General features: G+C 59.3%; 24 protein-coding genes. 13 read left to right on the top strand and 11 right to left on the bottom strand.

Translation table 11 applies throughout. The annotated features are described in order from the left end of the window. Together chrA and NKI17_RS28830 are read left to right on the top strand one after the other, a co-directional pair. The gene (gene chrA / locus NKI17_RS28835) at positions 1-1,410 is read left to right on the top strand and encodes a chromate efflux transporter (protein WP_352907124.1); all 1,410 of its coding nucleotides are present in this window, start codon (positions 1-3) and stop codon (positions 1,408-1,410) included. 102 nt (positions 1,411-1,512) lie between these two features. Beyond that, entirely contained in the window at positions 1,513-2,736 is a 1,224-nt protein-coding gene (locus NKI17_RS28830) for an MFS transporter (RefSeq protein ID WP_352907130.1), read from the top strand. Between the two features lie 4 nt (positions 2,737-2,740). Here the strand turns inward: NKI17_RS28830 and NKI17_RS28825 are convergent, their stop codons facing one another. Continuing rightward, on the bottom strand, positions 2,741-3,283 hold the full coding sequence (locus NKI17_RS28825) for a hypothetical protein (RefSeq protein ID WP_352907123.1): 543 nt from the start codon (positions 3,281-3,283) through the stop codon (positions 2,741-2,743). Positions 3,284-3,642: 359 nt separating this feature from the next. Continuing rightward, the gene (locus NKI17_RS28820) at positions 3,643-4,713 is read right to left on the bottom strand and encodes an NAD/NADP octopine/nopaline dehydrogenase family protein (protein WP_352797707.1); all 1,071 of its coding nucleotides are present in this window, start codon (positions 4,711-4,713) and stop codon (positions 3,643-3,645) included. Between the two features lie 213 nt (positions 4,714-4,926). Between NKI17_RS28820 and NKI17_RS28815 the strand changes: the two genes are divergently transcribed. The 8 genes from NKI17_RS28815 to NKI17_RS28780 are packed head-to-tail and all read left to right on the top strand — an operon-like array spanning position 4,927 to position 11,536. Then, positions 4,927-5,898: a LysR family transcriptional regulator gene (locus NKI17_RS28815; protein ID WP_352797705.1), complete on the top strand. Its 972-nt coding sequence runs from the start codon at positions 4,927-4,929 to the stop codon at positions 5,896-5,898. Further along, the gene (locus tag NKI17_RS28810; RefSeq protein WP_352907122.1) at positions 5,895-7,361 is read left to right on the top strand and encodes an NAD(P)-binding domain-containing protein; all 1,467 of its coding nucleotides are present in this window, start codon (positions 5,895-5,897) and stop codon (positions 7,359-7,361) included. The genes NKI17_RS28815 and NKI17_RS28810 overlap by 4 nt, the downstream gene beginning before the upstream one ends. Further along, on the top strand, positions 7,358-7,840 hold the full coding sequence (locus tag NKI17_RS28805; RefSeq protein WP_352907121.1) for a CMD domain-containing protein: 483 nt from the start codon (positions 7,358-7,360) through the stop codon (positions 7,838-7,840). Before NKI17_RS28810 ends, NKI17_RS28805 begins: the two co-directional genes overlap by 4 nt. Continuing rightward, positions 7,837-8,400, top strand: a complete 564-nt coding sequence (locus NKI17_RS28800; RefSeq protein ID WP_352907120.1) for a peroxidase-related enzyme — start codon at positions 7,837-7,839, stop codon at positions 8,398-8,400. Before NKI17_RS28805 ends, NKI17_RS28800 begins: the two co-directional genes overlap by 4 nt. Before the next feature lie 56 nt (positions 8,401-8,456). Then, positions 8,457-9,197, top strand: coding sequence for an amino acid ABC transporter ATP-binding protein (locus NKI17_RS28795; RefSeq protein WP_352454991.1), 741 nt, complete (start codon positions 8,457-8,459; stop codon positions 9,195-9,197). 24 nt (positions 9,198-9,221) lie between these two features. Beyond that, complete coding sequence (locus tag NKI17_RS28790; RefSeq protein ID WP_352907119.1) at positions 9,222-10,049, top strand: transporter substrate-binding domain-containing protein; 828 nt, start codon at positions 9,222-9,224, stop codon at positions 10,047-10,049. A gap of 59 nt (positions 10,050-10,108) precedes the next feature. After that, complete coding sequence (locus NKI17_RS28785) at positions 10,109-10,825, top strand: amino acid ABC transporter permease (RefSeq protein ID WP_031194726.1); 717 nt, start codon at positions 10,109-10,111, stop codon at positions 10,823-10,825. 18 nt (positions 10,826-10,843) lie between these two features. Next, on the top strand, positions 10,844-11,536 hold the full coding sequence (locus tag NKI17_RS28780) for an amino acid ABC transporter permease (RefSeq protein ID WP_352907118.1): 693 nt from the start codon (positions 10,844-10,846) through the stop codon (positions 11,534-11,536). A 190-nt stretch (positions 11,537-11,726) separates the two neighbouring features. Here the strand turns inward: NKI17_RS28780 and NKI17_RS28775 are convergent, their stop codons facing one another. Next, positions 11,727-12,209, bottom strand: a complete 483-nt coding sequence (locus NKI17_RS28775; RefSeq protein ID WP_352797690.1) for an Lrp/AsnC family transcriptional regulator — start codon at positions 12,207-12,209, stop codon at positions 11,727-11,729. Between the two features lie 98 nt (positions 12,210-12,307). Between NKI17_RS28775 and NKI17_RS28770 the strand changes: the two genes are divergently transcribed. Both NKI17_RS28770 and NKI17_RS28765 read left to right on the top strand, forming a co-directional pair. Beyond that, the gene (locus NKI17_RS28770) at positions 12,308-13,804 is read left to right on the top strand and encodes an aminotransferase class V-fold PLP-dependent enzyme (RefSeq protein ID WP_502894643.1); all 1,497 of its coding nucleotides are present in this window, start codon (positions 12,308-12,310) and stop codon (positions 13,802-13,804) included. Then, positions 13,791-14,669 carry an MBL fold metallo-hydrolase gene (locus NKI17_RS28765; RefSeq protein WP_352907116.1) on the top strand — a complete coding sequence of 293 codons (879 nt, stop codon included), beginning with the start codon at positions 13,791-13,793 and terminating at the stop codon, positions 14,667-14,669. The genes NKI17_RS28770 and NKI17_RS28765 overlap by 14 nt, the downstream gene beginning before the upstream one ends. 774 nt (positions 14,670-15,443) lie before the next feature. Here NKI17_RS28765 and NKI17_RS28760 read toward each other — a convergent pair. Both NKI17_RS28760 and NKI17_RS28755 read right to left on the bottom strand, forming a co-directional pair. Beyond that, positions 15,444-15,902 carry a hypothetical protein gene (locus NKI17_RS28760; protein ID WP_352442704.1) on the bottom strand — a complete coding sequence of 153 codons (459 nt, stop codon included), beginning with the start codon at positions 15,900-15,902 and terminating at the stop codon, positions 15,444-15,446. Between the two features lie 56 nt (positions 15,903-15,958). Next, positions 15,959-16,558, bottom strand: coding sequence for a hypothetical protein (locus NKI17_RS28755; RefSeq protein ID WP_352797681.1), 600 nt, complete (start codon positions 16,556-16,558; stop codon positions 15,959-15,961). 117 nt (positions 16,559-16,675) lie between these two features. Here NKI17_RS28755 and NKI17_RS28750 point away from each other — a divergent pair, with 117 nt between their 5' ends. Next, positions 16,676-17,203: a helix-turn-helix domain-containing protein gene (locus NKI17_RS28750; RefSeq protein ID WP_352907115.1), complete on the top strand. Its 528-nt coding sequence runs from the start codon at positions 16,676-16,678 to the stop codon at positions 17,201-17,203. Positions 17,204-17,326: 123 nt separating this feature from the next. Here the strand turns inward: NKI17_RS28750 and NKI17_RS28745 are convergent, their stop codons facing one another. The 6 genes from NKI17_RS28745 to NKI17_RS28720 all read right to left on the bottom strand — a co-directional run bounded on the left by NKI17_RS28745 (position 17,327) and on the right by NKI17_RS28720 (position 21,911). Beyond that, positions 17,327-18,034, bottom strand: coding sequence for a sensor histidine kinase (locus tag NKI17_RS28745; protein ID WP_352907114.1), 708 nt, complete (start codon positions 18,032-18,034; stop codon positions 17,327-17,329). Positions 18,035-18,132: 98 nt separating this feature from the next. Next, positions 18,133-18,378 carry a hypothetical protein gene (locus tag NKI17_RS28740; protein ID WP_352797634.1) on the bottom strand — a complete coding sequence of 82 codons (246 nt, stop codon included), beginning with the start codon at positions 18,376-18,378 and terminating at the stop codon, positions 18,133-18,135. Between the two features lie 83 nt (positions 18,379-18,461). Further along, on the bottom strand, positions 18,462-19,163 hold the full coding sequence (locus NKI17_RS28735; protein ID WP_352907113.1) for a Crp/Fnr family transcriptional regulator: 702 nt from the start codon (positions 19,161-19,163) through the stop codon (positions 18,462-18,464). A 301-nt stretch (positions 19,164-19,464) separates the two neighbouring features. Further along, positions 19,465-19,791 carry a MocE family 2Fe-2S type ferredoxin gene (locus tag NKI17_RS28730; RefSeq protein ID WP_352797628.1) on the bottom strand — a complete coding sequence of 109 codons (327 nt, stop codon included), beginning with the start codon at positions 19,789-19,791 and terminating at the stop codon, positions 19,465-19,467. Positions 19,792-19,859: 68 nt separating this feature from the next. After that, positions 19,860-20,801: a substrate-binding domain-containing protein gene (locus tag NKI17_RS28725; protein ID WP_352907112.1), complete on the bottom strand. Its 942-nt coding sequence runs from the start codon at positions 20,799-20,801 to the stop codon at positions 19,860-19,862. 105 nt (positions 20,802-20,906) lie between these two features. Further along, on the bottom strand, positions 20,907-21,911 hold the full coding sequence (locus NKI17_RS28720) for a sterol desaturase family protein (RefSeq protein ID WP_352797623.1): 1,005 nt from the start codon (positions 21,909-21,911) through the stop codon (positions 20,907-20,909). Positions 21,912-21,918 lie beyond the last annotated feature (7 nt).

The following is a 21,918-nucleotide window of genomic DNA, read 5'->3' as shown; positions in this document are numbered from 1 at the left end:
ATGACCAGCGTTCGTGCCGTCCATCCGAATGCGCTCGGTGATAACCCTTCGCATGGCATCCCCTTCGGCGAAGCAGTGCGGGTCTGGGCGCGTGTGGCGGCGTTGAGTTTTGGTGGCCCGGCCGGCCAGATCGCGGTAATGCATCGCATCCTCGTTGAGGAGAAGCGCTGGATCGGCGAGACGCGGTTCCTGCATGCGCTGAACTACTGCATGCTGTTGCCAGGACCGGAGGCCCAGCAGCTCGCCGTCTACATCGGGTGGCTCCTGCATAAAACCCGAGGCGGGCTCGTGGCCGGCACGCTGTTCGTATTGCCGGGCGTGATCGCCATCATGGCGCTGAGCTGGATCTATGCAATCTTTGGCAATGTCGGCGCGGTGCAGGCGCTTTTCTTCGGTCTGAAGGCCGCCGTCCTCGCCATCGTGCTCGAGGCGGTTATCCGGGTCGGCAAGCGGGCGCTCAAGAACAAAGTCATGATAGGCCTCGCCGCCGCCGCCTTCATCGGGCTCTTCCTGTTCCATGTCCCATTCCCGCTCATTGTCCTGACGGCCGGAGTGATCGGGTACGTCGGCGGGCGGGCCGGGCTGGCAGCGTTCATGGCGGGCAACGGCCATGGCAAGGTCGGCGGCAAGCAGGTCGCCGACGCGGAATCGGCGCTCGGCGAAGGCATTCCTGCCCATGCTCGCCCGCCGGTCAGCTGGTCGTTGAAGATCGGAGGCGTGTTTCTGGTGCTATGGCTGGCACCTGTCCTCGGCCTTTTCGTGCTGTTCGGGTCCGGCAATGTCTTCGCCGATATCGCGGTCTTTTTCTCGAAGATGGCGGTCGTGACCTTCGGAGGCGCCTACGCCGTCCTCGCTTACGTGGCGCAGCAGGCTGTCGATACATATGGCTGGCTGAAGCCAGGCGAGATGCTGGACGGCCTCGGCATGGCGGAGACGACGCCTGGCCCCTTGATCATGGTGACCCAGTTCGTCGGGTTCATGGGCGCGTATCGAGCGCCGGGATCGCTTAATCCGCTGCTCGCTGGAACGTTGGGCGGCCTGCTCACCACCTGGGTCACCTTCACACCTTGCTTCCTCTGGATATTTGTCGGTGCGCCGTTCGTGGAAACGTTGCGCAGCAACAAGGCCTTGTCCGCCGCGCTGGCGACCATAACGGCAGCCGTGGTGGGCGTGATCCTGAACCTGGCGGTGTGGTTCGCGCTTCACGTTCTGTTTGGAGCACTGCGCGAGGTCAAAGGGTTCGGCATGACGGTCGATGTGCCCGCATTCAGCTCCGTCAACGTCCCGTCCCTCGTCCTGACATTGGGTGCGCTGCTAGCGGTGTTTCGCTTCAAGATCGGCATGCTCCCGGTGCTCCTCGGCTGTTCGATCCTCGGGCTGCTCTACGGGATGGCAACGGGAGCGATCTAACCCGTGCAGCCAGCGCCGCTTACCAGTGGTGAGGAGGCATCGTTGACGTTACAGTGGCTCGCGCACGGTTTGCGCAAAGCTATTTCGAAGCGGCGCTTCAGGCTGCTTCCTGCCGGTGCTGAGCCGACTGCTGCGAACCTGCTGATATCAAGGGGACTGCGGGCGTTCGGTGACGGTCTGGTCAGCATCCTGCTTCCCGCCTATCTGGCCACGCTCGGCTTCGACGCCTTCGAGATCGGAACCCTGTCGACGGCGACGCTCGCGGGCTCAGCCGTCCTCACCCTGGCTGTTGGGATCGTCGCGCATCGCTTCTCCCGTCGAGCGCTGCTGACCGCAGCGGCTGTCCTCATGATAGCCACGGGGATCGTCTTCGCTGTCGTTCACGACTTCTGGCCGCTGCTTCTCATCGCGTTCGTCGGCACGCTGAACCCATCTTCAGGGGACGTCAGCGTGTTTCTACCGCTCGAACATGCGCAGCTTGCGCAGAGCGTCACCGACCGCGACCGCACGGCGCTCTTTGCGCGCTACAGCCTCATCGGCTCTCTCGCCGGCGCCGTCGGAGCGCTGGCCGCAGGAGCGCCCGACTTTCTCCGCGACGCCATCGGCCTGGAAATGAAGCAGGCCCTCCAGGCAGCTTTTCTATTTTATGCCTCACTTGGGTTGGCGGCACTGCTCCTCTATCGGCGGCTGCCGAGTGACGCGCCTGATGCAGGCAAAGTGTCGGCGCAGCCATTGCGCAGGTCTCGCTCCATCGTTCTGTCACTCGCAGCGCTCTTCAGCCTCGACGCTTTCGCAGGCGGCTTCGTCGTCCAATCGTTGTTGGCCCTCTGGCTCTTTCAACGGTTCGGCCTGTCGCTCGCCGCGACCGGCGCAATCTTCTTCTGGACGGGTGTCCTTTCGGCTGCGTCCTATTTGGTCGCTGTGCGAATTTCCCAGCAGATCGGACTCATAAACACCATGGTGTTTACCCATCTTCCGTCGAGCCTCTGTCTAGTGCTCATCCCCTTCATGCCGAGCCTCGCTCCGGCCATCGCGCTTCTGCTGGTCAGGAGCGCGCTGTCGCAGATGGACGTGCCGACCCGCACCTCGTACGTCATGGCCGTCGTGATGCCCGAAGAGCGGGCTGCCGCGGCGAGCATCACCGCCGTCCCGCGCAGCCTCGCAGCGGCTGCCAGTCCAGTCCTCGCAGGGGCTCTCCTTGCCGTCTCCAGCTTCGGCTGGCCCCTGATCATCGCCGGTGGGCTGAAAATTATTTACGATCTCCTGCTGCTCGCGACGTTCCGCAATGTTCGCCCTCCAGAGGAGCACGGGGGGCGGGGGGAATGACATGTCAGTCGGCCATGATCGAACTGGCAACGACGCGCGGGTTTCGCGGTGGCGCTGAAGGCAGGACCACCAGCCGGACAAATTGCTTACGTCCGCCGGCAACGAGGATGTAGAGACGCGAGAACTCCTCCGTATCGCGATCTTCGGCAATCTTCTCGGCATCCGTATGGATGAAGAAACTCTTCCGAAATGCCTCTTGATCGACATCGGGAAATGCCAGCGTACACGTCTGCACCGGTTTGCCGCTCATCGTTGCCTTGGTGGTGCCGATGATGGTTCCTGCTGGCAATCCTTCCTCCGCTTCGGCCACGAGCCATGCCTCCACTGAGGTTGGATTAGCGATTGGCGCGAGTTCGGCGAAGCCTGCTTCGGCAATAAGTGTCCACCTGCGTTCGTGCGCGGTCTCTATCATGCGCTCGAAATTGGGACCCTCGGCCAGACAGGTACGGTGAAATTGTTCGACGGCCTGATCCGCATCACTGGCGGCCTGCGCCGGCGACATCGTCAGACCCAAGATGGTCCCTGCCAACGTTAGAAATCGGAACATGTCTATCTCGCGTAGCTGATTGTGGACGAACCACTTATCCTGAACGGGCTACGACACTCGTTGTTCCGGACTGTCGGCGCCTGCATGGCCGGTATCTTGATGGAGGCGCGAAGCGCCTGCGCAGTTGATGCAATGTTCAGGCATCTGGCAACTGATGGAACCATGCCGCACTGGGTTTCGATGACGGACCCTGCTACAGACCCACTCACACCGCCGGGCGGGACCATTCGATCTCGTGCTGAGTTCCTGGAGAGATCTCCCGGCGCTCGCCGAGGAACCTGCATGTCGTGCTCGCCGGCAACCAGCCCCGGCGGTTTTTCGGGCACTTGGCCTATGTCCCAGTCCACTGTGGAAACTTGTTAAAATCCCTTACGGCAAAGGTTTTCGAGCTCCGCTTTTGCCATTCCCTCGAAGCCCAACGCGGGAAGAATATCATTATCTCCCTTAAGATCGCGACCGTAAGCCGCCGAGAATATGGCAATTCCAGATTCATGGAGAATCGCTGAATTTCCGCTGATCTTCCCCAACAAAACGGTCGGCAGCAGCCCGAACGGAACGTCCTCGAGAATATAGCGGCTTTCGATGGTTGACGGGCCGAAGCCGCCGCGGCCTTGGCGATCCATCTCCTGGTTCATTTCCGAAACGGTGGCCATGGGGACGTGAAACGACAATGAAAAATGCTCTTCAACTGTGCGCACGGCAATTCCAAAACGGGCGGCGATCGCCAATCGTTCCGCGTCCAGAGCCTCGATAAAACGGCCGACAGCCGGGGTGACGCTTCCGGCCTGGCTCCACTGTTCTCCCTTCTCCATGCGTGTGAGATTAAGAAGAGCGATCCCGAGATGGTTCTGCGGATTGAGGTTGCTGAGCGCGATAGCAAGCATGCCGTCGCGCTTGACGAAACGATCGCCGAACAAGCTCGTGCAAAGCTCGAACCCTTGGTCCTGAGCACTGAAAGGCAGCGTCGCGACATCCAGTTTCTGGCGAACGGTTGCAACATCGATTTCGGCTGGCCCGCGCTGTTGCCCGGTCACGAGCGTGGTACCCCAGACGACGATCGGCAGGCTAACCTTCCGGTCCGCAAGCCGCTTGGAGAGATACAGTGCCCCAAAGGAACTGTGCGAGCTGATGATAACCGGCGTTCCGTCCCTTAGATAAGGAGTGGCAGCGTCCATCACCATCTTGTGCCCGTAAGCCGGCAACGCGATTATGACGACGTCGGCATCGGCAATGGCGTCTTCGCAATCCTTGGCGATGCGCACCTTAGTCGTTGCCTTGATAGCTCCGGTAGCCTTCAGCAATCCACCGGCGGCCAGCGCCTTGGTGCGTTCTCCGGAAGGCGACCAAAGCATAGGGTCATGTCCCGCTTCGGCCAGATAGGCGGCAAGGCCGTAAGCAATCGCTCCGGCGCCAAGAATGCTTACGCGCATAAATTCCCTCCTGTTGCGGGCATTGCAGCCTCCATTTCTCACTAGGAGGTTCCACAAATCGGAGCCGCATCTGCCATCGTCGGCTTCTGGCGATGGGATTCCGGCCTGAGCCCGCGATTGCAACATGCCTCAGCGAATATTCGTTTCCGCTTGACATATATCAAAAATGAATGAGACGATGTCAATCATACGGATTGCGCATGTAGAGAGAACATGGAAACCCGCGACCTTCAGAGCTTCCTTGCGGTTGCTGCCAGCGGCAGCATCACCAAGGCTGCCGAGATGCTCGGGTGTTCCCAGCCTTCGGTGACACGCACCATTCAGGACCTCGAGGCGGAGCTCGGCTTCGAATTGCTGCACCGTGTCGGTCGCCGGGTGCAGTTATCCGAGGAGGGTGTGGCCTTCGAGGAGGAGGCGCGGCGCTTGCTGATGTCCTTCACCGAGCTAGCGGCGCGGGCCAAGATGATTGCCGCCGGCCGAGGTCGGATTCTGCAGATTGTTACGACCTCGGCGATCGGAACTGGCTTGATCCCGACGGCCATGGCCGAGCTCAAAGGTGTCGAACTTCCGCACGAGACGCATCTGGGGCAGTTTCTGCCCTCGATCGTCGCCCAGGAGGTGCGGAGCGGACGTGCCGAGATCGGGTTTTCAAGCCTGCCGCTCGATACGCCTGGGCTGGATGTCCTGCGGCTCTATTCGGCACCTGATGTTGCTGCCGTGCGGGAGGACGATCCGCTGGCTGAACTTGACGTCATACCGCTTTCCGCTTTTGCCGGTCGCCGCGTCGCCACATTGCTCAACCCCCTACGTTTCCAGTTGCATGTCTCCAAGGCCTTGGCGGCCAGGGGCATCGACACCGGGCCAGTGATCCGGACCAATACTGCATATGGCGCGTTGCAGATCGTCCGGCGGACTGGCGTTGCCGCTGTCATTGATCCCCTCACCGCCTATGGCGTGGCCCTGCCTGGTGTCGTCATTCGCCCGATCGACGTGACCGTTCTCTTTTATTGGGGCGTTGTGGCTGCCGAGAAACGCCCCCTTCGTCCAGTTGCGCAGGCGTTGATGGATGCGGTCGAGGCGGTGGCTGAACGGTCGATCGTCGGCTTCAAGAAACTAGATCCGGCCCTCGCTGGCCAATTGGTGAACGATCCTGCATCCGGCACAAATCACGGAACGGGAATATGAAGCATACCCCCGCCGCGCCAACGCCGACAGGTCTTGCTGCGCTCGAAGCACAGCTTGCACAGGATCTCGACTTTCTCGAACTGCCCGCCAAGCCATGGGTTCCCGCGCGTTCGCACGATGGCGTGCCGGTCCGTGATGTCGTGGTGATCGGCGCCGGTATGTGCGGACTTGCTGCCACGGCAAAGCTGGTGCTGACCGGGATAACCAATGTCGTGGCCTATGATGCGGCTCCGGCCGGGCTCGAGGGACCATGGGTCACGTTTGCCCGCATGCAAACGCTTCGGTCGCCAAAAACCCTGCACGGTCCGTCGCTCGGCCTGCCGCAATTGACGTTCCGCGCCTGGTTCACGGCGCAATGGGGCGTTGAGGCCTGGCGGTCGCTGGACAAAATCCCCAAGGGCCAGTGGATGGACTACCTGGTCTGGTACCGCAAGGTTCTTGGCCTGCCGGTGCGCAACAGCGTGCGCATGACCGGACTGGCAGCCGTTGGAGATCTGATTGCGATCGATATCGAAGGCGCGGAAACCGGCCGGGTTCTCACCCGTCGTCTCGTTCTGGCCACTGGTCGGTCCGGGTTGGGCGGTTTTGCCGTGCCCGATTTCCTCAGCGGCATTGATCGGGCCTATTGGGCCCATTCTGCCGACGACATCGACTTCGACACGCTGAAAGGCAAGCGTGTCGCTGTCATCGGTGCTGGCGCCTCTTCCATGGATAATGCCGCAACGGCACTCGAGGCGGGCGCCGGCTCTGTTGACATGTTGATCCGGCGCAAGGAAATGCCGCGCATCAACAAGCTGACCGGCATTGGCAGCCCGGGTGTTGTACTCGGCATGCATCACTTGCCCGACGCCTGGAAGTGGAAATTCTTCGATTATACCGCCTCGACCCAGACACCGCCGCCGCGTTCATCGACACTCCGCGTGTCTCGCCACTCGAATGCTCGGTTCCTTCTCGACTGCGGCATAGCTGCAGTGAAGGAGGAGACAGGGACCCTGCTGGTGGAAACCACGCAGGGGCCGTTGCGCTACGACTTTCTGATCGCGGCAACCGGCTTTTCAAACGACTTCAGCGGCCGCCCGGAATTTGCGGCGATCGCCCCACATATCCGCACCTGGTCGGATGGTCGATATAGGCCGGATATGGGGCCGGCTCGTGCAGGCATGTCGGACGCGCCGGATCTCGGTCCCGCCTTCGAGTTTCGCGAACGCGTCCCCGGCTCCTGCCCGATGCTGGCGCATATCCACTGCTTCAACGACGCCGCCATGCTGACCCACGGCAAGGTCTCCGGCGATATCCCGGCCGTCAGCGCCGGGGCCGACCGTCTCGTCCGCGGCATTGCCGCATCGCTGTTTGCCGAGGTCGAAACCCACTTCGCCAATCTGATCGCCTACGACACGCCCGAACTTCTGGGCGACGAATGGGTCGATTCAACACTCTTGCTACAGAAGGAGGCCGCGTTGTGATCGACGCAATGGACAAGGCCGCCGGTCTTTCACCGAACGATGCGCTTTTCAGAGCGCGTCGGTTTCGGCCTGAATTCGTGCAGGGGGCGGAAGAATGTCGCCTCTCGGTGCTGCAGCCGGCAAACCATCAGGGGCTTGCGCCGAATTTGCGTGTTGCTCTTGCCCGTCGCATGGCCGCCCTGAACGCCGATCCGGCCCTGGTGGCCGAATATGATGTGCAGCTGGCTCAGCTTGGTCCGACCGAGCAGCTTCTGGCCTTGGCCCACGGCCAAACGGATTTGATTGAACCCCTGGCGACCATCGTCCGTCATGTTGACCTGATCACCCTGACGCCGAAAAAGGCGGAAGCGAGCCATATCACTCTCCTGGAGAAGGCTGGATTGAACAATCCTCAGATCGTCGCGCTCTCCGAGCTGATCGCCTTCATCAACTTCCAGACACGGGTGGCGACCGGCTTGCGCCTGATGAGGTCGGCATGATTTCCTCGGTGCGCCTGAAGCCATTGAACTGGCAGCCATATATCGCGCCGGTCGAGCTATCCGAGGCCACGCCGGAACAGCTCGATGCGATGAAGGTTACGCCCTCCGCCAAGAAAGTTTCGGAATATGTACGGACCCTTGTGCATGATCCGGAAAGCTATCTTGCCCGCACCATCTTGTTCAACGCGATCATGTATGTCGAGGGCGGGCTCGCCCGTCCCGATCGCGAACTTGGCGCCTTGGGCGCCTCGATCGTCAATGGCTGCAAATTCTGTGCCGTTGTCCACGCCCGCAGGCATGCAGAGCTGACCAAGAGCGACCAAGTGGTCACCGCACTTTATCTCGATAAACCTGAAGCGCTCGGCCCACGCGATGCGGCAATCTACAGCTTTGCCCGCCGCCTCTCGGCAGCACCGTCGGAAGCGACGACAGACGATATCGCCGCGCTTCGATCAGTCGGCATGGATGACTGCGAGATCATCGACCTGATCCACGCCATATCGATCTTCGGCTGGGCAAACCGGCTGATGCACGTTCTCGGCCATGCGGAGAGCGGGTGATGATGTCGCATGCGGTCAAGGCACTCCGTCCCACACTCTGAAGGGCACCAACCAGAATGCTTGAACTCAAAGACATAAAGCTGTCCTACGGAAGCACGCAGGTCCTGAACGGCGTCAATCTCTCGGTAAAGCGAGGTGACGTTGTGTCAATCATCGGCCCAAGCGGCACCGGCAAGACCACCCTGCTGAAATGCATCAACTACCTGGTTAAGCCTGCATCTGGAACCATCGCGTTCGACCAGATTCGGATGGACTATCAGCGCGCCGACAAGGCAGCCATCCAAGCGATCCGGCTCCGGACAGCGATGGTCTTTCAGCAATTCAATGTCTTCAAGAACATGACCGTCCTCCAGAACGTCATGGATCCGCTGGTGGTCGTGCAGCGCAAGTCCACGGACGAGGCGCGTGAAATCGCGTTGCGAGAGCTCGAAAGGGTCGGCCTCTCAGCGAAGCGGGACAGCTATCCGTCCCAGCTCTCAGGTGGCCAGCTCCAGCGTACAGGCATCGCACGTGCGCTGGCGGTTCGGCCGGATGTGATGCTCTTCGACGAACCGACATCATCGCTGGATCCTGAACTGGTCGGTGAAGTCCTGAAGGTGATCAAGGACGTCACGTCGTCCGGCATCACCTCGCTGCTTGTGACCCACGAGATGCAATTCGCAAAGAACATCTCGAACCGGATCGTCTTCATGGATCGTGGCGTGGTTGCCGCCGACGGCAGTCCGGCTGAGATCTTCGATGCGCCTTCCAGCCCGCGACTTGCTCAATTCCTGCAGTCTGAACTCGCTTTTCAATAATCCAACAAGAAGGGAACCCAAGAAATGTCTGCAATCAAATCCAGTTTTTCGCGTCGTTATGCCCTGGCCGTCGCCGGCGGCATCGCAATTGCCCTTGCGACAGCAGGGATCAGTTACGGTCAGACCGTTCGGACAATCAAGATCGCGACCTCTGCCGAATCCAAGCCATTGGCTTGGGGCGCGCTCGGCGTCGAGCCGCAAGGGTATGAACCCGATCTGCTGAGGGCGATCAACGCAAAGCTGCCGCAATACAAGTTCGAAATGGAAGGTGTCTCCGACATCGCGCAGGAAACCGGCCTGGCCACAGGCAAATACGACATCGCGGTCGGCGGTTACTACAAGTCACCCGAGCGCGCCAAGCAGTTCTTCATTCCGGAAAACCCCATGGGCGCCAGCCTGATGAAGATCTACAGCAAAAAGGGCAGCGGCATCAAAGAAATGAAAGATCTGGTCGGCAAGAGGATCGTTCCGACCACGGCTGGCGGCGGAACCTATAAGTTCATCATGAACTGGCAAAAAGAAAATCCGCAATACAAGCTTGACGTGACGGCGTCGAGCGCCGGAATCCCGTATCCAAACCGTTTGGATGAGGTTCAGAACGCCAAGTTCGACGCGCTGGTCCTGCCTTCAAATCTTGGTGAGCAGACCGTCATTGATGAAAAGAAGCTCGACATCGTGGCGTCCGAACCAGTCTTCAGCAACAACACCTATATGCTTATTCACAGGTCAGATGAAAACAAGGTTCTGGTCGATGACGTGAACAAAGTTCTCAAGGAGTTGAAAGACGATGGCACGATCGAAAAGCTATCGCAGAAGTGGTTTGGCGAAGGCATCGTCAAGTATATGAAGTGATGCGATCTGAGTAGATATCGTCAGCGGCAAGGCTGAATTGCAAGAAGGAGTGTTTCAAAGTGGATGTTTCTGCTATGATTCCCGAGTTGCTCTCGGCATTGCCGCTGACGCTCGCTATCACGTTTACCGCCATGTTGGTCGGCTTTTGCTTGGCGCTCGTTGCGACAACATTGCGGATTCGCAGGATACCAGTGGTCAGCCACCTCACCGACCTCTACGTGTCCTATGCCCGCAGCGTTCCCGTCGTCCTCCAGTTGTTCGTCGCGTTCTACGGGCTCCCCCTATTGGTGGCCCTGTTCGGCTCCGCAGATTTCTTCTCGCCGACGATCGCTGCGATGGTCGGACTGAGCTTTTACCATGGCGGCTATCTGTCGGAAGTCCTGCGGCCCGCATACCTGGCCGTCGATCGCGGCCAGCATGATGCAGCCGACAGTCTCGGATATACCTTTCGCCAGAAGATCACCCGCATCGTCGGCCCGCAAGCGGTGCACTTCGCATTGCCGGGCTATGGAAACTCCATCATTTATCTGATCCACAACGTTGCGCTGGTCATGTACATCGGGGCGGCGGACGTGATGGCGACCGCGCATTTGATCATGGAGCGCGACTATAACCAGTACCAGTTCGAAACATACCTCGTCCTGGCGGTTATCTATGCGCTTATGTGCCTGATTGCCTGGTTCATCGTGCACTTGTTCGAGCTTCGCTCGCCGATGCAGGCGCCTGAGGCCACGACAACAGCTCAGATCAAGAACGCGGCCATCGCCAGCGTCTGACCTAAAGGGTATTAAACCATGTTCGATACCGAAATTTTGCTCCAGGACACCCAGGAAATTCTGGGCGCCGTACCTGTAACGCTTGGAATGGCGCTGACGATTTTCGTCTTGTCGACGCTAGTCGGCAGCATTTTTGCACTCGTCGAATATAGACGAGTCCCGGTGCTGCGAGAGCTCATCATGGCTTACAAGATCGTCTTCAAGGGCGTTCCGATGGTGATCGTGATTTTCCTCGCCTATTTCGGTCTGCCCCCGGCGTTCCAGTTCCTGCTCTCGTTGCTCGGGGTCAACTTCAACGCCCATGAAACACCCAACTCGGTCATCCTTGTTATTGCGGTGACAGGCTGTATCGCTGCGTTCCAATCCGAGATTATCAAGGGAGCCTTGAACGCCTTCGACACCGGTCAGTCAGACGCCGCCCATTCGCTGGGCTATACAAGCGGCCAACTGTTCCGACGGATCCTATTTCCCCAGGTGGCTCTCACGGCAATTCCCGACCTGACAACCTCGATGATGGTCATCATGAAGGCGCTTTCTCTCGGATTCGCCATCGAGGTTGTCGATATCTTCGCCCAGTCCCAGTTGACCGCCGCGCTGAACTACTACTACCTCGAAGCCTTCGTGATTGCCGTCGTGATCTACATGGTGATTGCCTATATCGTCACCCAGATTGCCGACAGGCTGGAGCAAGCCCTTAGGGTACGGACCTGAGCGAAGCGTCATCAGGACCCGCGCAGCAAGGGCGGAGGAACTCAAGGCTCAGTTGAGGCCTGCAAACAGCTGATGGGGCGAACTCGCAGCCAGACCTGCGGGCTCATGTAATCGACACCTCACCCTGGTGGGTGCCACGGTCGACGGCTTGGCGACGATGAAGGCGAAGTGTCCAACAGCAGGCGCCGCATTATCGCAGATTGGTCAGATCCACTGGACGATTGTTGATGATCGCTTCCATGGAAAAGAAGCCTGTCACCGTAGCCAGATCGAAGTTCGTGATCAGTTTCTGGTAGAACGCATCGTAGCCGGACATGCCTTGTGTCACGACCTTGATCAGATAGTCCCAGTCCCCTCCGATCCGATAGAAATCGATCACCTCCGGCAACCGTTCAACATGGGCACGGAACGCCTCACTCCACTCCTTGGAATGGTGGCGAGTGCGGACCATTACGAAAACCGTCAGGTCGAGCCCCAGCGCTCGCAGATCGATATTGCTGTGCGACCCGCGGATAAGACCTAGCGACTGCAGGCGCTGGATCCGCCGCCAGCACGCGTTCTGAGACAGGCCGACCCTCTCCGCCAAATCTCGCTGCGAAAGGCTTGCATCGATCTGCATGGCCGTCAAAATCTTCATATCAAATGCATCGATTTTCGCCAGATTTTCGATCATATGACACGCTCTTTGCAAGAAATTGCAGAAAATAGGTGAATTTTTCGAGCCTGGAGCAGGCTACAATCCGAGTCAATATCCGAGCCGGGAGACTGACCGTGCAAGCAGTTCGCCCAACGACGAGGCAGACCGAGACCCCTCTGTCAAAGTTCCGCCAGGGGTTGAAAAAGGCTGACGTGACCGCCGACCTCCGGGATGGGCTTGTGGGATCGACGGCGAAAATCGAGGGTCCCTACGGGCCAAAGGACCTGGTGTACGCCGACTATGTCGCGTCAGGCCGCGCACTCCGTCAGATCGAGCGCTTTGTGCTTGACGAGGTCCTGCCGTACTACGCCAACAGCCACACGGAAGCCTCGTATTGCGGAGGCTTCATGACCCGCATGCGTCGGGAAGCGCGCGCCCTGATCGGTCAATTCTGCGGGGTCACCGAACGGCATGCTGTGATCTTCACCGGCTCCGGCGCTACGTCGGGGATCAACCGCCTCGTCAAGCTATTCGGCGTCGCTGAAGCCGTGGCAGCGGGCAAGCGCGCTCGGATCATTATCGGTCCCTATGAGCATCACTCCAACATTCTGCCCTGGCGCGAGAGCGGGGCAGAAATCGTGGAAATCGCTGAGCATCCGTCTGGCGGGCCGGACCTGTCTCAGCTCAAGGACGCGGTTGGCGGGGGGTCGTCAGATCTAACGATATGCTCGATGTCCGCGGCCTCGAACGTCACGGGCATCACCAGCGATGTCGCGGCCATCACCGTGATCGTGAAGGCCGCCGGCGCAAAGATGATCTGGGACTATGCGGGCGCAGGTCCTTACCTGCCGATTTCCATGTCGCCCGCCCCAGATGCCGAGATCGACGCAATAGTTGTTTCGCCTCACAAGTTCCTCGGAGGCCCCGGCGCTTCCGGCATCTTGATCGTTCGACGCGACGTATCTTCGACGAAAACGCCGTCGTGGCCAGGTGGCGGGACGGTGAAGTTTGTCTCCCCGAAGACACACGATTACAGCGACAGCCTGGAATCCCGCGAGGAAGCCGGCACGCCGAACGTGATCGGCGACATACGAGCCGCGCTGGCCTTCATCGTCAAAGATGCGATCGGACTCGACGCGATGACAGCGCGCAATCGCGAGCTGGCGCGTCGTGCTTTTCGCGCATGGAAAGACGTGCCGCGGCTGGAGCTCCTCGGCCTGTCGGATCCTGAGCGGCTTCCGATCTTTTCCTTTAGGGTCGAAAACGGAAAGGGTGGCTACGTCCACCAGCAGCTGATCACGCGCATGCTAAGCGACCGGTTCGGGATCCAGGCGCGCGGTGGCTGCGCCTGCGCCGGCCCGTATGTCCACAGACTGCTGTCGATCGACGACGAACGGTCCGAGGAAATCAGGCAAGCCATTCTCTCCGGCGACGAAATGAAAAAGCCTGGGTTCACCCGGTTGAATTTCAGCGTTCTGCTGCCGGACGAGAAGGTGCAGTTCATACTCGATGCTGTAGCGCAGATTGCGTCGGACGCAACGGACTTCGAACATGACTACGACCTCGATCCTGGCCGGGCGATCTTCTTCCCGCGAGCCGCAGTCGAGGGCATTGCCCATGCAGCAGCCTGAAGTCGCCGGGTTCTATGATGCACGGACGGGCAGCATCCAATATGTCGTTGCATGCCCGAGTTCACGAAGATGCGCCATCATCGACCCCGTACTCGATTTCGACGAAAAGTCTGGCTCGACAGCAACGACAAATGCGGACGCGATCCTCCACTACATCAACAGCCGCAATTTGAAGCTCGAGTGGATCCTGGACACCCATCCGCATGCGGATCACTTTTCGGCCGCGCGCTATCTCAAGGCAAAAACCGGCGTGCCGACAGCTATCGGCGAGCACGTGAAGCAAGTGCAGCGGATCTGGCAACGGATCTATAACTTCTCGGATCTCCCGTGTGACGGCTCACAATGGGATCGGCTGTTTTGCGACGGCGAGACCTTCAACATCGGCGAGCTGGAAGCGCGCGTCATGCACTCGCCAGGACACACCTTGGCGTCGATAAGCTATGTCATCGGCGATGCAGCGTTCATTCACGACACACTTTTCATGCCCGATAGCGGCTCCGCCCGTGCAGATTTTCCAGGTGGCAGCGCAGCTGATCTGTGGCAGTCCATCCAGGACATTTTGAGCTTACCCGGCGAGACCCGTCTCTTTACCGGTCACGACTACAAGCCGGGAGGGCGCCAGGCTCTGTGGGAGAGTTCGGTGGCGGAGCAGAAAGAGAAAAACCAGCACGCCGCCGGTCAATCTCGGAGTGCGTTCATCAGGCTTCGAGAGGCGCGAGACAGGGCATTGCCGATGCCAAGGCTCATGTTGCATGCCCTCCAGGTTAATATTCGCGGAGGAGAGCTGCCTCAGGTCGAGGAAAATGGCCTGCGTTATCTGAAAATCCCGCTCAACGCGCTGCCAGGATCGGTCTGGGGTCAGTGACGAGTTGGAAGGGCTCCCTCCAGCAGCTTCAGCTCACGATCGGTTCAGGATTGCGCCGGATACACGCTCGTCCGAATTGGCGCAGGCGGGTCGATCCTCGCCACGTACGTCGTCGGGATGAGCAATCCTCGGAGCGCTCTCGGAGGTGATCGCGGTAAGCAATTGCGGTGGCGCGCCTGCAACACTATTATCGATCATGTTCTGAGGAGGTATCTCGGATGTGGAATAAGATCGCCAAGCTTCGGTTATCGAGCCGCACCTGGGAGGCAATTCTTTTGGGGATGAAAAGCTTGAGGCGGACCTCAAATAGCCGATGTATGTACTGGTGATTTGACGCGATTCCATAGACAGCATCGTTGGCACCACGAGATTTTCGCGTACAGCTTCGGGATTGCGCCCGGCCGCGGGCCATCACGCACCACTTCACGGCACGTCGTTCAGATTTGTGTAGTGCTTCAGTTTAACGAAATCGAAGTTCCATAAGATAGATTATGCGACTTTCACCAGTTATAATTAATATTTCCCAGTTATGCAAAGTACGCATTGTGCGCGCCTCAAATCTTCGTCAGTCACATAGAGGAGCAAGATGAAGTGTCGTTGCAGTTACTCCTGCTCTACATCTCGATACGACAGATCGATATTACTTACCATCACCTCACCGCTCGATAAAATCGGACGGAAGACTCTGAACACTTCTTAAACGCCGGGGTCGGCGCCGGGGTCGGCGCCCCGGTCAGACCACATCGCCCTTGCTCGCCTGTCCTCTCGGCGCACTCACTTGTGCGGCATGCAATAGACTCCCTCGGATTCCATCAGTACCGCGCCACCCTTCAGCTCGCTTAGTGCGCCGACCCACGCTTCCGAATACGTGCGGCTGGCATCCACGGCCGTCAGCCATAGAACGCGGTTGTCGGCCAGTTCGACTTTGACTTCCTGCTGCAAAGGGCTTGCCTGCACGGTCTGTTGATAGTGACGTTTGATCCTGACATTGCTGGCCGGGAACTCAGCCTCGTTGCTGCCGTAGTTCAGCACAAATCCCGTGTGGTCCTCAGCCACCGAGCAACTGCCACCACGCTCACACACGATTTTGGCAGCGGTCCTGCAGTCCCATTTCAGTGAAGCGGGCCACATAGGATTGTCCACACTTGATCGCGGCTTGTCGCTCTGACCAGCCGCCGTCAACACTGCGCCTGTGTTCATAATCATTGTGGATAGCAGAAGCGCCTTGAACACTACAAACCTCCCTGAATTGTGGCCCTCATAGTCCTCGTCCTACGTGATGGCCTGGCTTATGGCATGTTGAGATTGAACCAGCTTTTCTGGCGCACGCCGTTCGCGTCATCATACTCGATGAACCAGGGCTTTCCGCGCATCGGTCGAGGGATGGTGTAGTAGGTCGGGCCATTACCAATGGAATGCCCTCGATCGTTCCCCGCGGTCTGGATTGTTGCCGCAACCGCCTTGCCGTCGATTTCGATTTGGACCTGACGTGATCCGTCTCCATGATGCCCGCCGAGGGCGTTTTTGAAAACGACGGGCAAGGAGAGCCTATCAGCCGCGAGGCGGCAGATGTTCCGTTCTTGACCTAAGCCCGCCCGATCGGATTCGGAGCTGCCAACTGCTTGCCAGCCAGACGGACAATCCTCATACTTCTCAAATCTCGCCGCGCTCGAGTTGGCTTGCGGACAGGTCGGCCAATTGAAACCCGGGGCTTCCATCGCCGCAATCAACTTGTAAGTTGGCGGGTGGCACGAGGGGGTGCCTTGCCAGTCGCCGGAAAGACATAGGAGGACCTGACAGCCCCATTCCGACGCTTTTGATTGGGATGGAAGAGCTGCGGCGCCCGCGATGGCGACGGCACCCCCCAGTAGAAATTTGAGTATGGTCATAGCCTTTTCCTCGCTGCAGATTTGACAGTTTACTATGGATGATCCGCGCGAAAAAGGACAGGTCGAAAAGGCAGGTTTGTGCGACTACATCGATTTATGAAACGAGACGACGGAGGCGTGGTCAACAACCCGTTGCGCGCCAACATTGCCCTGACGCTTGAGCGGGAGAGAGCCAGACGCGGCCTATCCCATATGCACATGGCCGAACTGTTTCGGACCGCCGAGGGCGAAAAACTGGCCTATCGAACCTACATTCAGACTGTGCGTCAGAAAAATAATGTCACATTGACGACGCTGCAGATCATGGCAAATGGCTTGCAAGTGTCTTTTGCAGGACTGCTCGCCGGCGGTAAGAAAGTTCCGGAATGGGCGCATCGGTTGGACGACAATGCGATCCGCAAGCGGCTGGCGCACATCATCGATTTTGAGCGACAACGACGTACTTTGCACCGCTATGAGATGGCTGAACTCATCGGTGTGGCGGAGGCGACATTCACGAAACTGGAACGCGCGAGCGGCAACATCAGCGTGGACACGATTGCGGCGATCGCCAAGGCGTTGAAACTTGATCCAGCGACCTTCCTCTTTTCCGAAAAGATCCCGCCAACAGCTGATCCACCTGTTTCCGATCGGCTGGAAAGGTAGGCTTCCATTCGAGAGCCGATCCAGCATCATTATCCTGCCAGCGGAGAGCGGAATGAGCTGGCAAGCTCCGACGGAGGTCGCGCAGACCGTGTAATTCAGGCCAAGATAGAGCAGAACTGACACCTAGCCGCCCTGCGAGTGTTCCTTCGTTCGCCCGTATTTGCGAAACGATTGCCAAAAACTAGCTGCGGCGGAGGCCAGCGGCGGAATTCTGATCTGCACGGTTGTGCCGATACCTTGAGCGCTTTTGATGATGAGCTTTCCGTTCAGCGTCGAGACCATCTGAGAACATGCGGTCAGGCCAAGCCCGGTATGATTCCCGGCTCGCGTTGAAAAGAAAGGGGTAGTCGCTTTTGCAGCGATCGTAGGCGGCATGCCTGAACCCTTGTCGGCCACCTCAAGCACTAGATAGGTGCGGGGGAGGAATGGCTGTCGCTTGACTGTCGCGGAGACAAGAACTTGGGCGTTATTGACGTCCGACGAAGCGGCAAGAGCGTTTTCGATCAGCTCGTTCACGACCAACCGGAATGGCGCCGAGGGTACGGGGTGCAAGCGCGCTTTGGAGTCGATACGGACTTGCACCAAACCGCTACGCTCTGCCGTTATATCTTCTAGCAGTTGGCCGAGCGGCACAGTGCTGGAATCTTGTGGCGCATAGGCGATCTGGAGCACACTGTTGGTGATCGATTCCAGTTCGCTCGCGGCATTGCGCGCAGCCTCAAGCATCTCGCTGCTTGGCTGCGTATCTGGCTGTGAATGCTCAAGGAACAGTCTGAGGGCTGTAACACGCGATCGAGTCGTATGCGCAAAGAGCGACGCGAACGAGCGCATGTGCTGGTCACGGCGGTTGGCCGAGGAATAGCGCTGATGGATAACGAGATAGAAGGTGGCACCGAGGCCAAGCGCGATGGCGAAGATGAACCAGTGGCCTACGAATGGAGCCGTGGTTTTACACCATCGGCCGTTTTTGCATCGAAAGCGACGGGCACGCCGTGAACGATAGAAGCCGCCGCCAACAGCTCCTCCAACTCACGGTCGGTGGCCCTGCATGTCGGCATGAGCGTCCGGATGGCGCGGATCGCCTGGGCGATGGAGAGGAAGTGGGCCTTGCCTCTGGAGAGAACATAGGCTTCGGCAGCCCTTTCAACCGTGACGGCGTGAAAAGTGTTGGTCATCGAAAATTCCTCCCTGAACCCTGACCAACTCGATTTATGGCACCAATTCGACAGCCTGTGAGGCTCTGTCCGATTCAGGACAATCAGGCGGAGGTTAGGCCGAAGTGACTTTGCTCCTCCTCTCCGTAAGCACCATGTGTGAGCTGGATCATTCCAACGCGGTCGACAATCGTGATCTCGCCGCGCTTGGCGTGAACCAACCCCCGATATTCAAGCATTTGGAGAGCGGTGGTAACGCCAGGGCGCCGGGCGCCAAGCATGGTCGCCAGAAATTCATGCGTCAGGTAAATCTTGTTTCCTTCGGCGCGGTCTTGGACCATCAGCAACCAGCGGGCCAACCGCTCCTCGATTTTCGAATGGCCGTTGACCAGTGCCGTCCGGGACGACTGGACGAGGAACGCGTGGGCATAGCGAAGCAGTGACTCGCGAAGGGACTGGCTTGCCGCAATTGCAGAACGAAGAGCTTCAACCGGGAGGATCCAGCCATTGCCTGCGACCTGGATATAAGTTTCATTGGGAGACCTGTCCTGGCCGAGAATAACGGCAACTCCTGTCATGCCGTCGTGGCCGACGATGCCGACTTCGCTTTGCCGCCCGCCGGTCATCGTGGCGACCACTGAAGCGATGCCCATCTCTGGAAAATACACGCGCTCTATCGGCTGATACGAGACCTCAAGCTGGTCTTTGATGCCCAGTTCGACGTGATGCATTGACGGCTGCAGTAGCGCGAAATCCCCTGGGGAGAGGGTTTTCAATACACGATTGCGAAGAAGGGATTGCGGCATGGCTCTCTCCCTGACGGGCAAGAGCACGTACCTCTTACTGTCGGCTGCGTCCGAAGGATCTGGCGGCCGATGTGGGAAGCATAGGCTTCAAATGCGTGGTTGGCAAAGACTCCGTGCCTGGCGAAAGGCTGGGGAAGGTCGGCTTCCCTCAGTGGACCCCGGTCAGTGATGGGCGCTTCTTATCATGACGCCGGTCACGAATGTCTGAAACGGGGCCGGAAGCGGACATTTAGGCACGCCGCTTTCGTAGTAGTTAACTGACCGAAGCGGTACGGGAGCAGGTCGACTGCCCCACCAAGCCTCAGGCTCCTGTCTCCGGCATCGCAACCAGGACGGAGCCCTCTTCGACCCTTGCAGGATAGGTCCTGAGATTGACACAAGGCGGCAGCCGCTTTGCCGCGCCGGTGCGATAGTCAAAGGCGCCCGCGTGCTTGGGGCATTCGACCTCGTAATCCATGACCAGTCCGTCGGCGATGTGTACCGCTTCGTGCGTGCATAGGCCGTCGGTGCAGAACACTTCATCATCGGGCGAGCGGAAGATGGCGTAGGTACGGCCTTCATGGTCAAAACGGCGGGCACCTTCCTGTTCGATATCGTCGAGGCCGCAGACGGTGATCCAGCTGGACATTTTTTCCTCTATGAGTTGCGGTCGGGCCTCCGGGCGGCATTGCCGTTCCGGAGGCCCCGGTCCTGGGATCAGTTCTTGTTGAGGTAGTCGGCGGCGTTGGCCAGGGTCACCAGTTCGAACGGCACGTAGACGACGCCGTCGACCTTCTCGCCCTTGGCCAGCGCGAGTGCGGCGTCGACGCCGCCGCCACCCTGGCCCTTGGCGTTCTGGAACACGGTGACCGCGAGATCGCCGGCCTTCATCGCCTGCAAGCCGTCCTGCGTGGCGTCGATGCCGCCGACGACGACGTTCTTCATGTCGACGCCGTTGGCCTTGAGCGCCAGGATGGCACCGATGGCGGATTCGTCATTGTTGGCGATGACGGCATCCGGCGCGCCGCCGGCGGTCAGCCAGTTGGTCATCAGGTTCTGGGCATTGTCGCGCGACCATTCGGACGACTGCTTGTCGACGATCTTGATGAAGTTGCACATGTCGGTGCCGAAGATCTGCTCGACATCCTTGGTCCGCTGCAGGGCCGCCTGGTGGACGAGGCTGCCCATGACGATGTAGGCTTTGGCACCTGCCGACTTGCCCTTGGCGCGCAGCATCTTGCACACCTCGAAGGCTTCCAGCGTGCCGGACTCTACCTCGTTGGAGCCGACATAGACCTGTTTCTCCGGCAGGCTCGCCATGTCTGATGGTTCGAGGTTGACGAAGACCAGTGGGATGCCGGCCTTGGCAGCTTCCTCGCTGAGCGTCCTTGACGCATTGGTGTCGACCAGCGTGACGATGATGGCGTCTACGCCGGTGGCGATGAAGTTCTTCACGTGGTCGAGTTGCTTGGCGACGTCATTCTGCGCGTCCTCGACCTGGATGCCGGCGCCCTTCTCCTTGGCGCGGGCCTGCATGCCGTCCCTCAGCAACGTCTGAAAATTGTTGTCGAAGTTGACGATGCTGACGCCAATTTTTGCAGCCATCGCATTGGTCGACATCAAGGCCGCCAACGCGGTCGAAATGAAAAGCTTCTTCACGGTTTTCCTCCCTTATGGATGGAGTGCCGGTTCACCCCTCCTTTGACTTCCGGCCCTTGCGGGATGGCTTGCGCGGACGCCTCGCGTGGCTGTCTGGTCGGGCTGTCAATGGGCGGCGTTGGCGCGCGCCTTCTTCTTCTCGTAGCGGGCCTGCATGCGGGCCTCGCCTTCCTTGCTGCCGTCGTGGAAAGTGCCCAACCATCGGTCGAACGGGATGAGGCCGTCGCCGTAATTCACCTCGAAATATTTGTGATGGAGGTAATGGATGTAGGCGTGGCTATCGATGCTGGTGGCCTCGCCGAGTTCGACCTTGTCGAAGCCGACATGACCGGGAATGGCGCCGAAGCCGGCATAGTGGAGCTGGTAGAGCGCAAGCAGCGGGTTCGACGGGATGACCAGGTGCCAGAGTGCAACGCCGAGATAGCCGAACTGCTCGACGGGGTGCATCGACAGCGACGACCAGGGCGACGGGTTGACGGAGTTGTGGTGCACCGAATGCACCCATTTGTAGAGCGGCGGCCAGTGGATTGCCCGGTGCAGCAAGAAGAAATGCGTCTCGTGGATGATGGGCACCACCAGCGCCAGGCAAACCAGGTAGACGGGATGCTCGGCGACTGTCAGCCACGGCACGTAGCCGTTGGCATAGGCGTAGAGGATCGCGACCTCGATCGCCGTCCAGATCGGCATGCCGGTGCCGAAGGTACGCAGCATGTTGTCAAGGTTCTGGTCCTCGAAGAAGAAAGCCTTGCTCTTCTGCTCGGAGGGCCATTTGCCGTTGTATTTGAAGCGATTGCCCTGGGCTCTCAAAATGTAGAGCCGGAGCTCGAAGACGCCGAAGAAGACAAGCAGCGCCGCGCAGTTGACGAGGAAGAGCCTGAGGATCCATCCGAGGCTCAGCGTTTTCATGACCTCGACGTCGGGCAGCACGTAGTGCCACCACGCGACCGCCGAGAGCGCGAACAGCAGATTGTAGGGCAGGAAATAGTGCGGCAGCCATTTCAGCAGCGCCAGCGGACGCGGCGGAAAGGCGAACAGCGGCGCGGTGCCTGCCGGCTCGCTCGGAGCCCAGTCGCCTCTTTTGTTGCGCGTGCCGTACTTCAGGTCGTCCATGTCATTC

The sequence above is a fragment of the Mesorhizobium sp. M0816 genome (assembly GCF_040320005.1).
GTDB lineage: Bacteria > Pseudomonadota > Alphaproteobacteria > Rhizobiales > Rhizobiaceae > Mesorhizobium.
The sequence above is the reverse complement of the archived record's forward strand: the minus strand, read 5'-3'. Positions and strand labels throughout refer to the sequence as shown.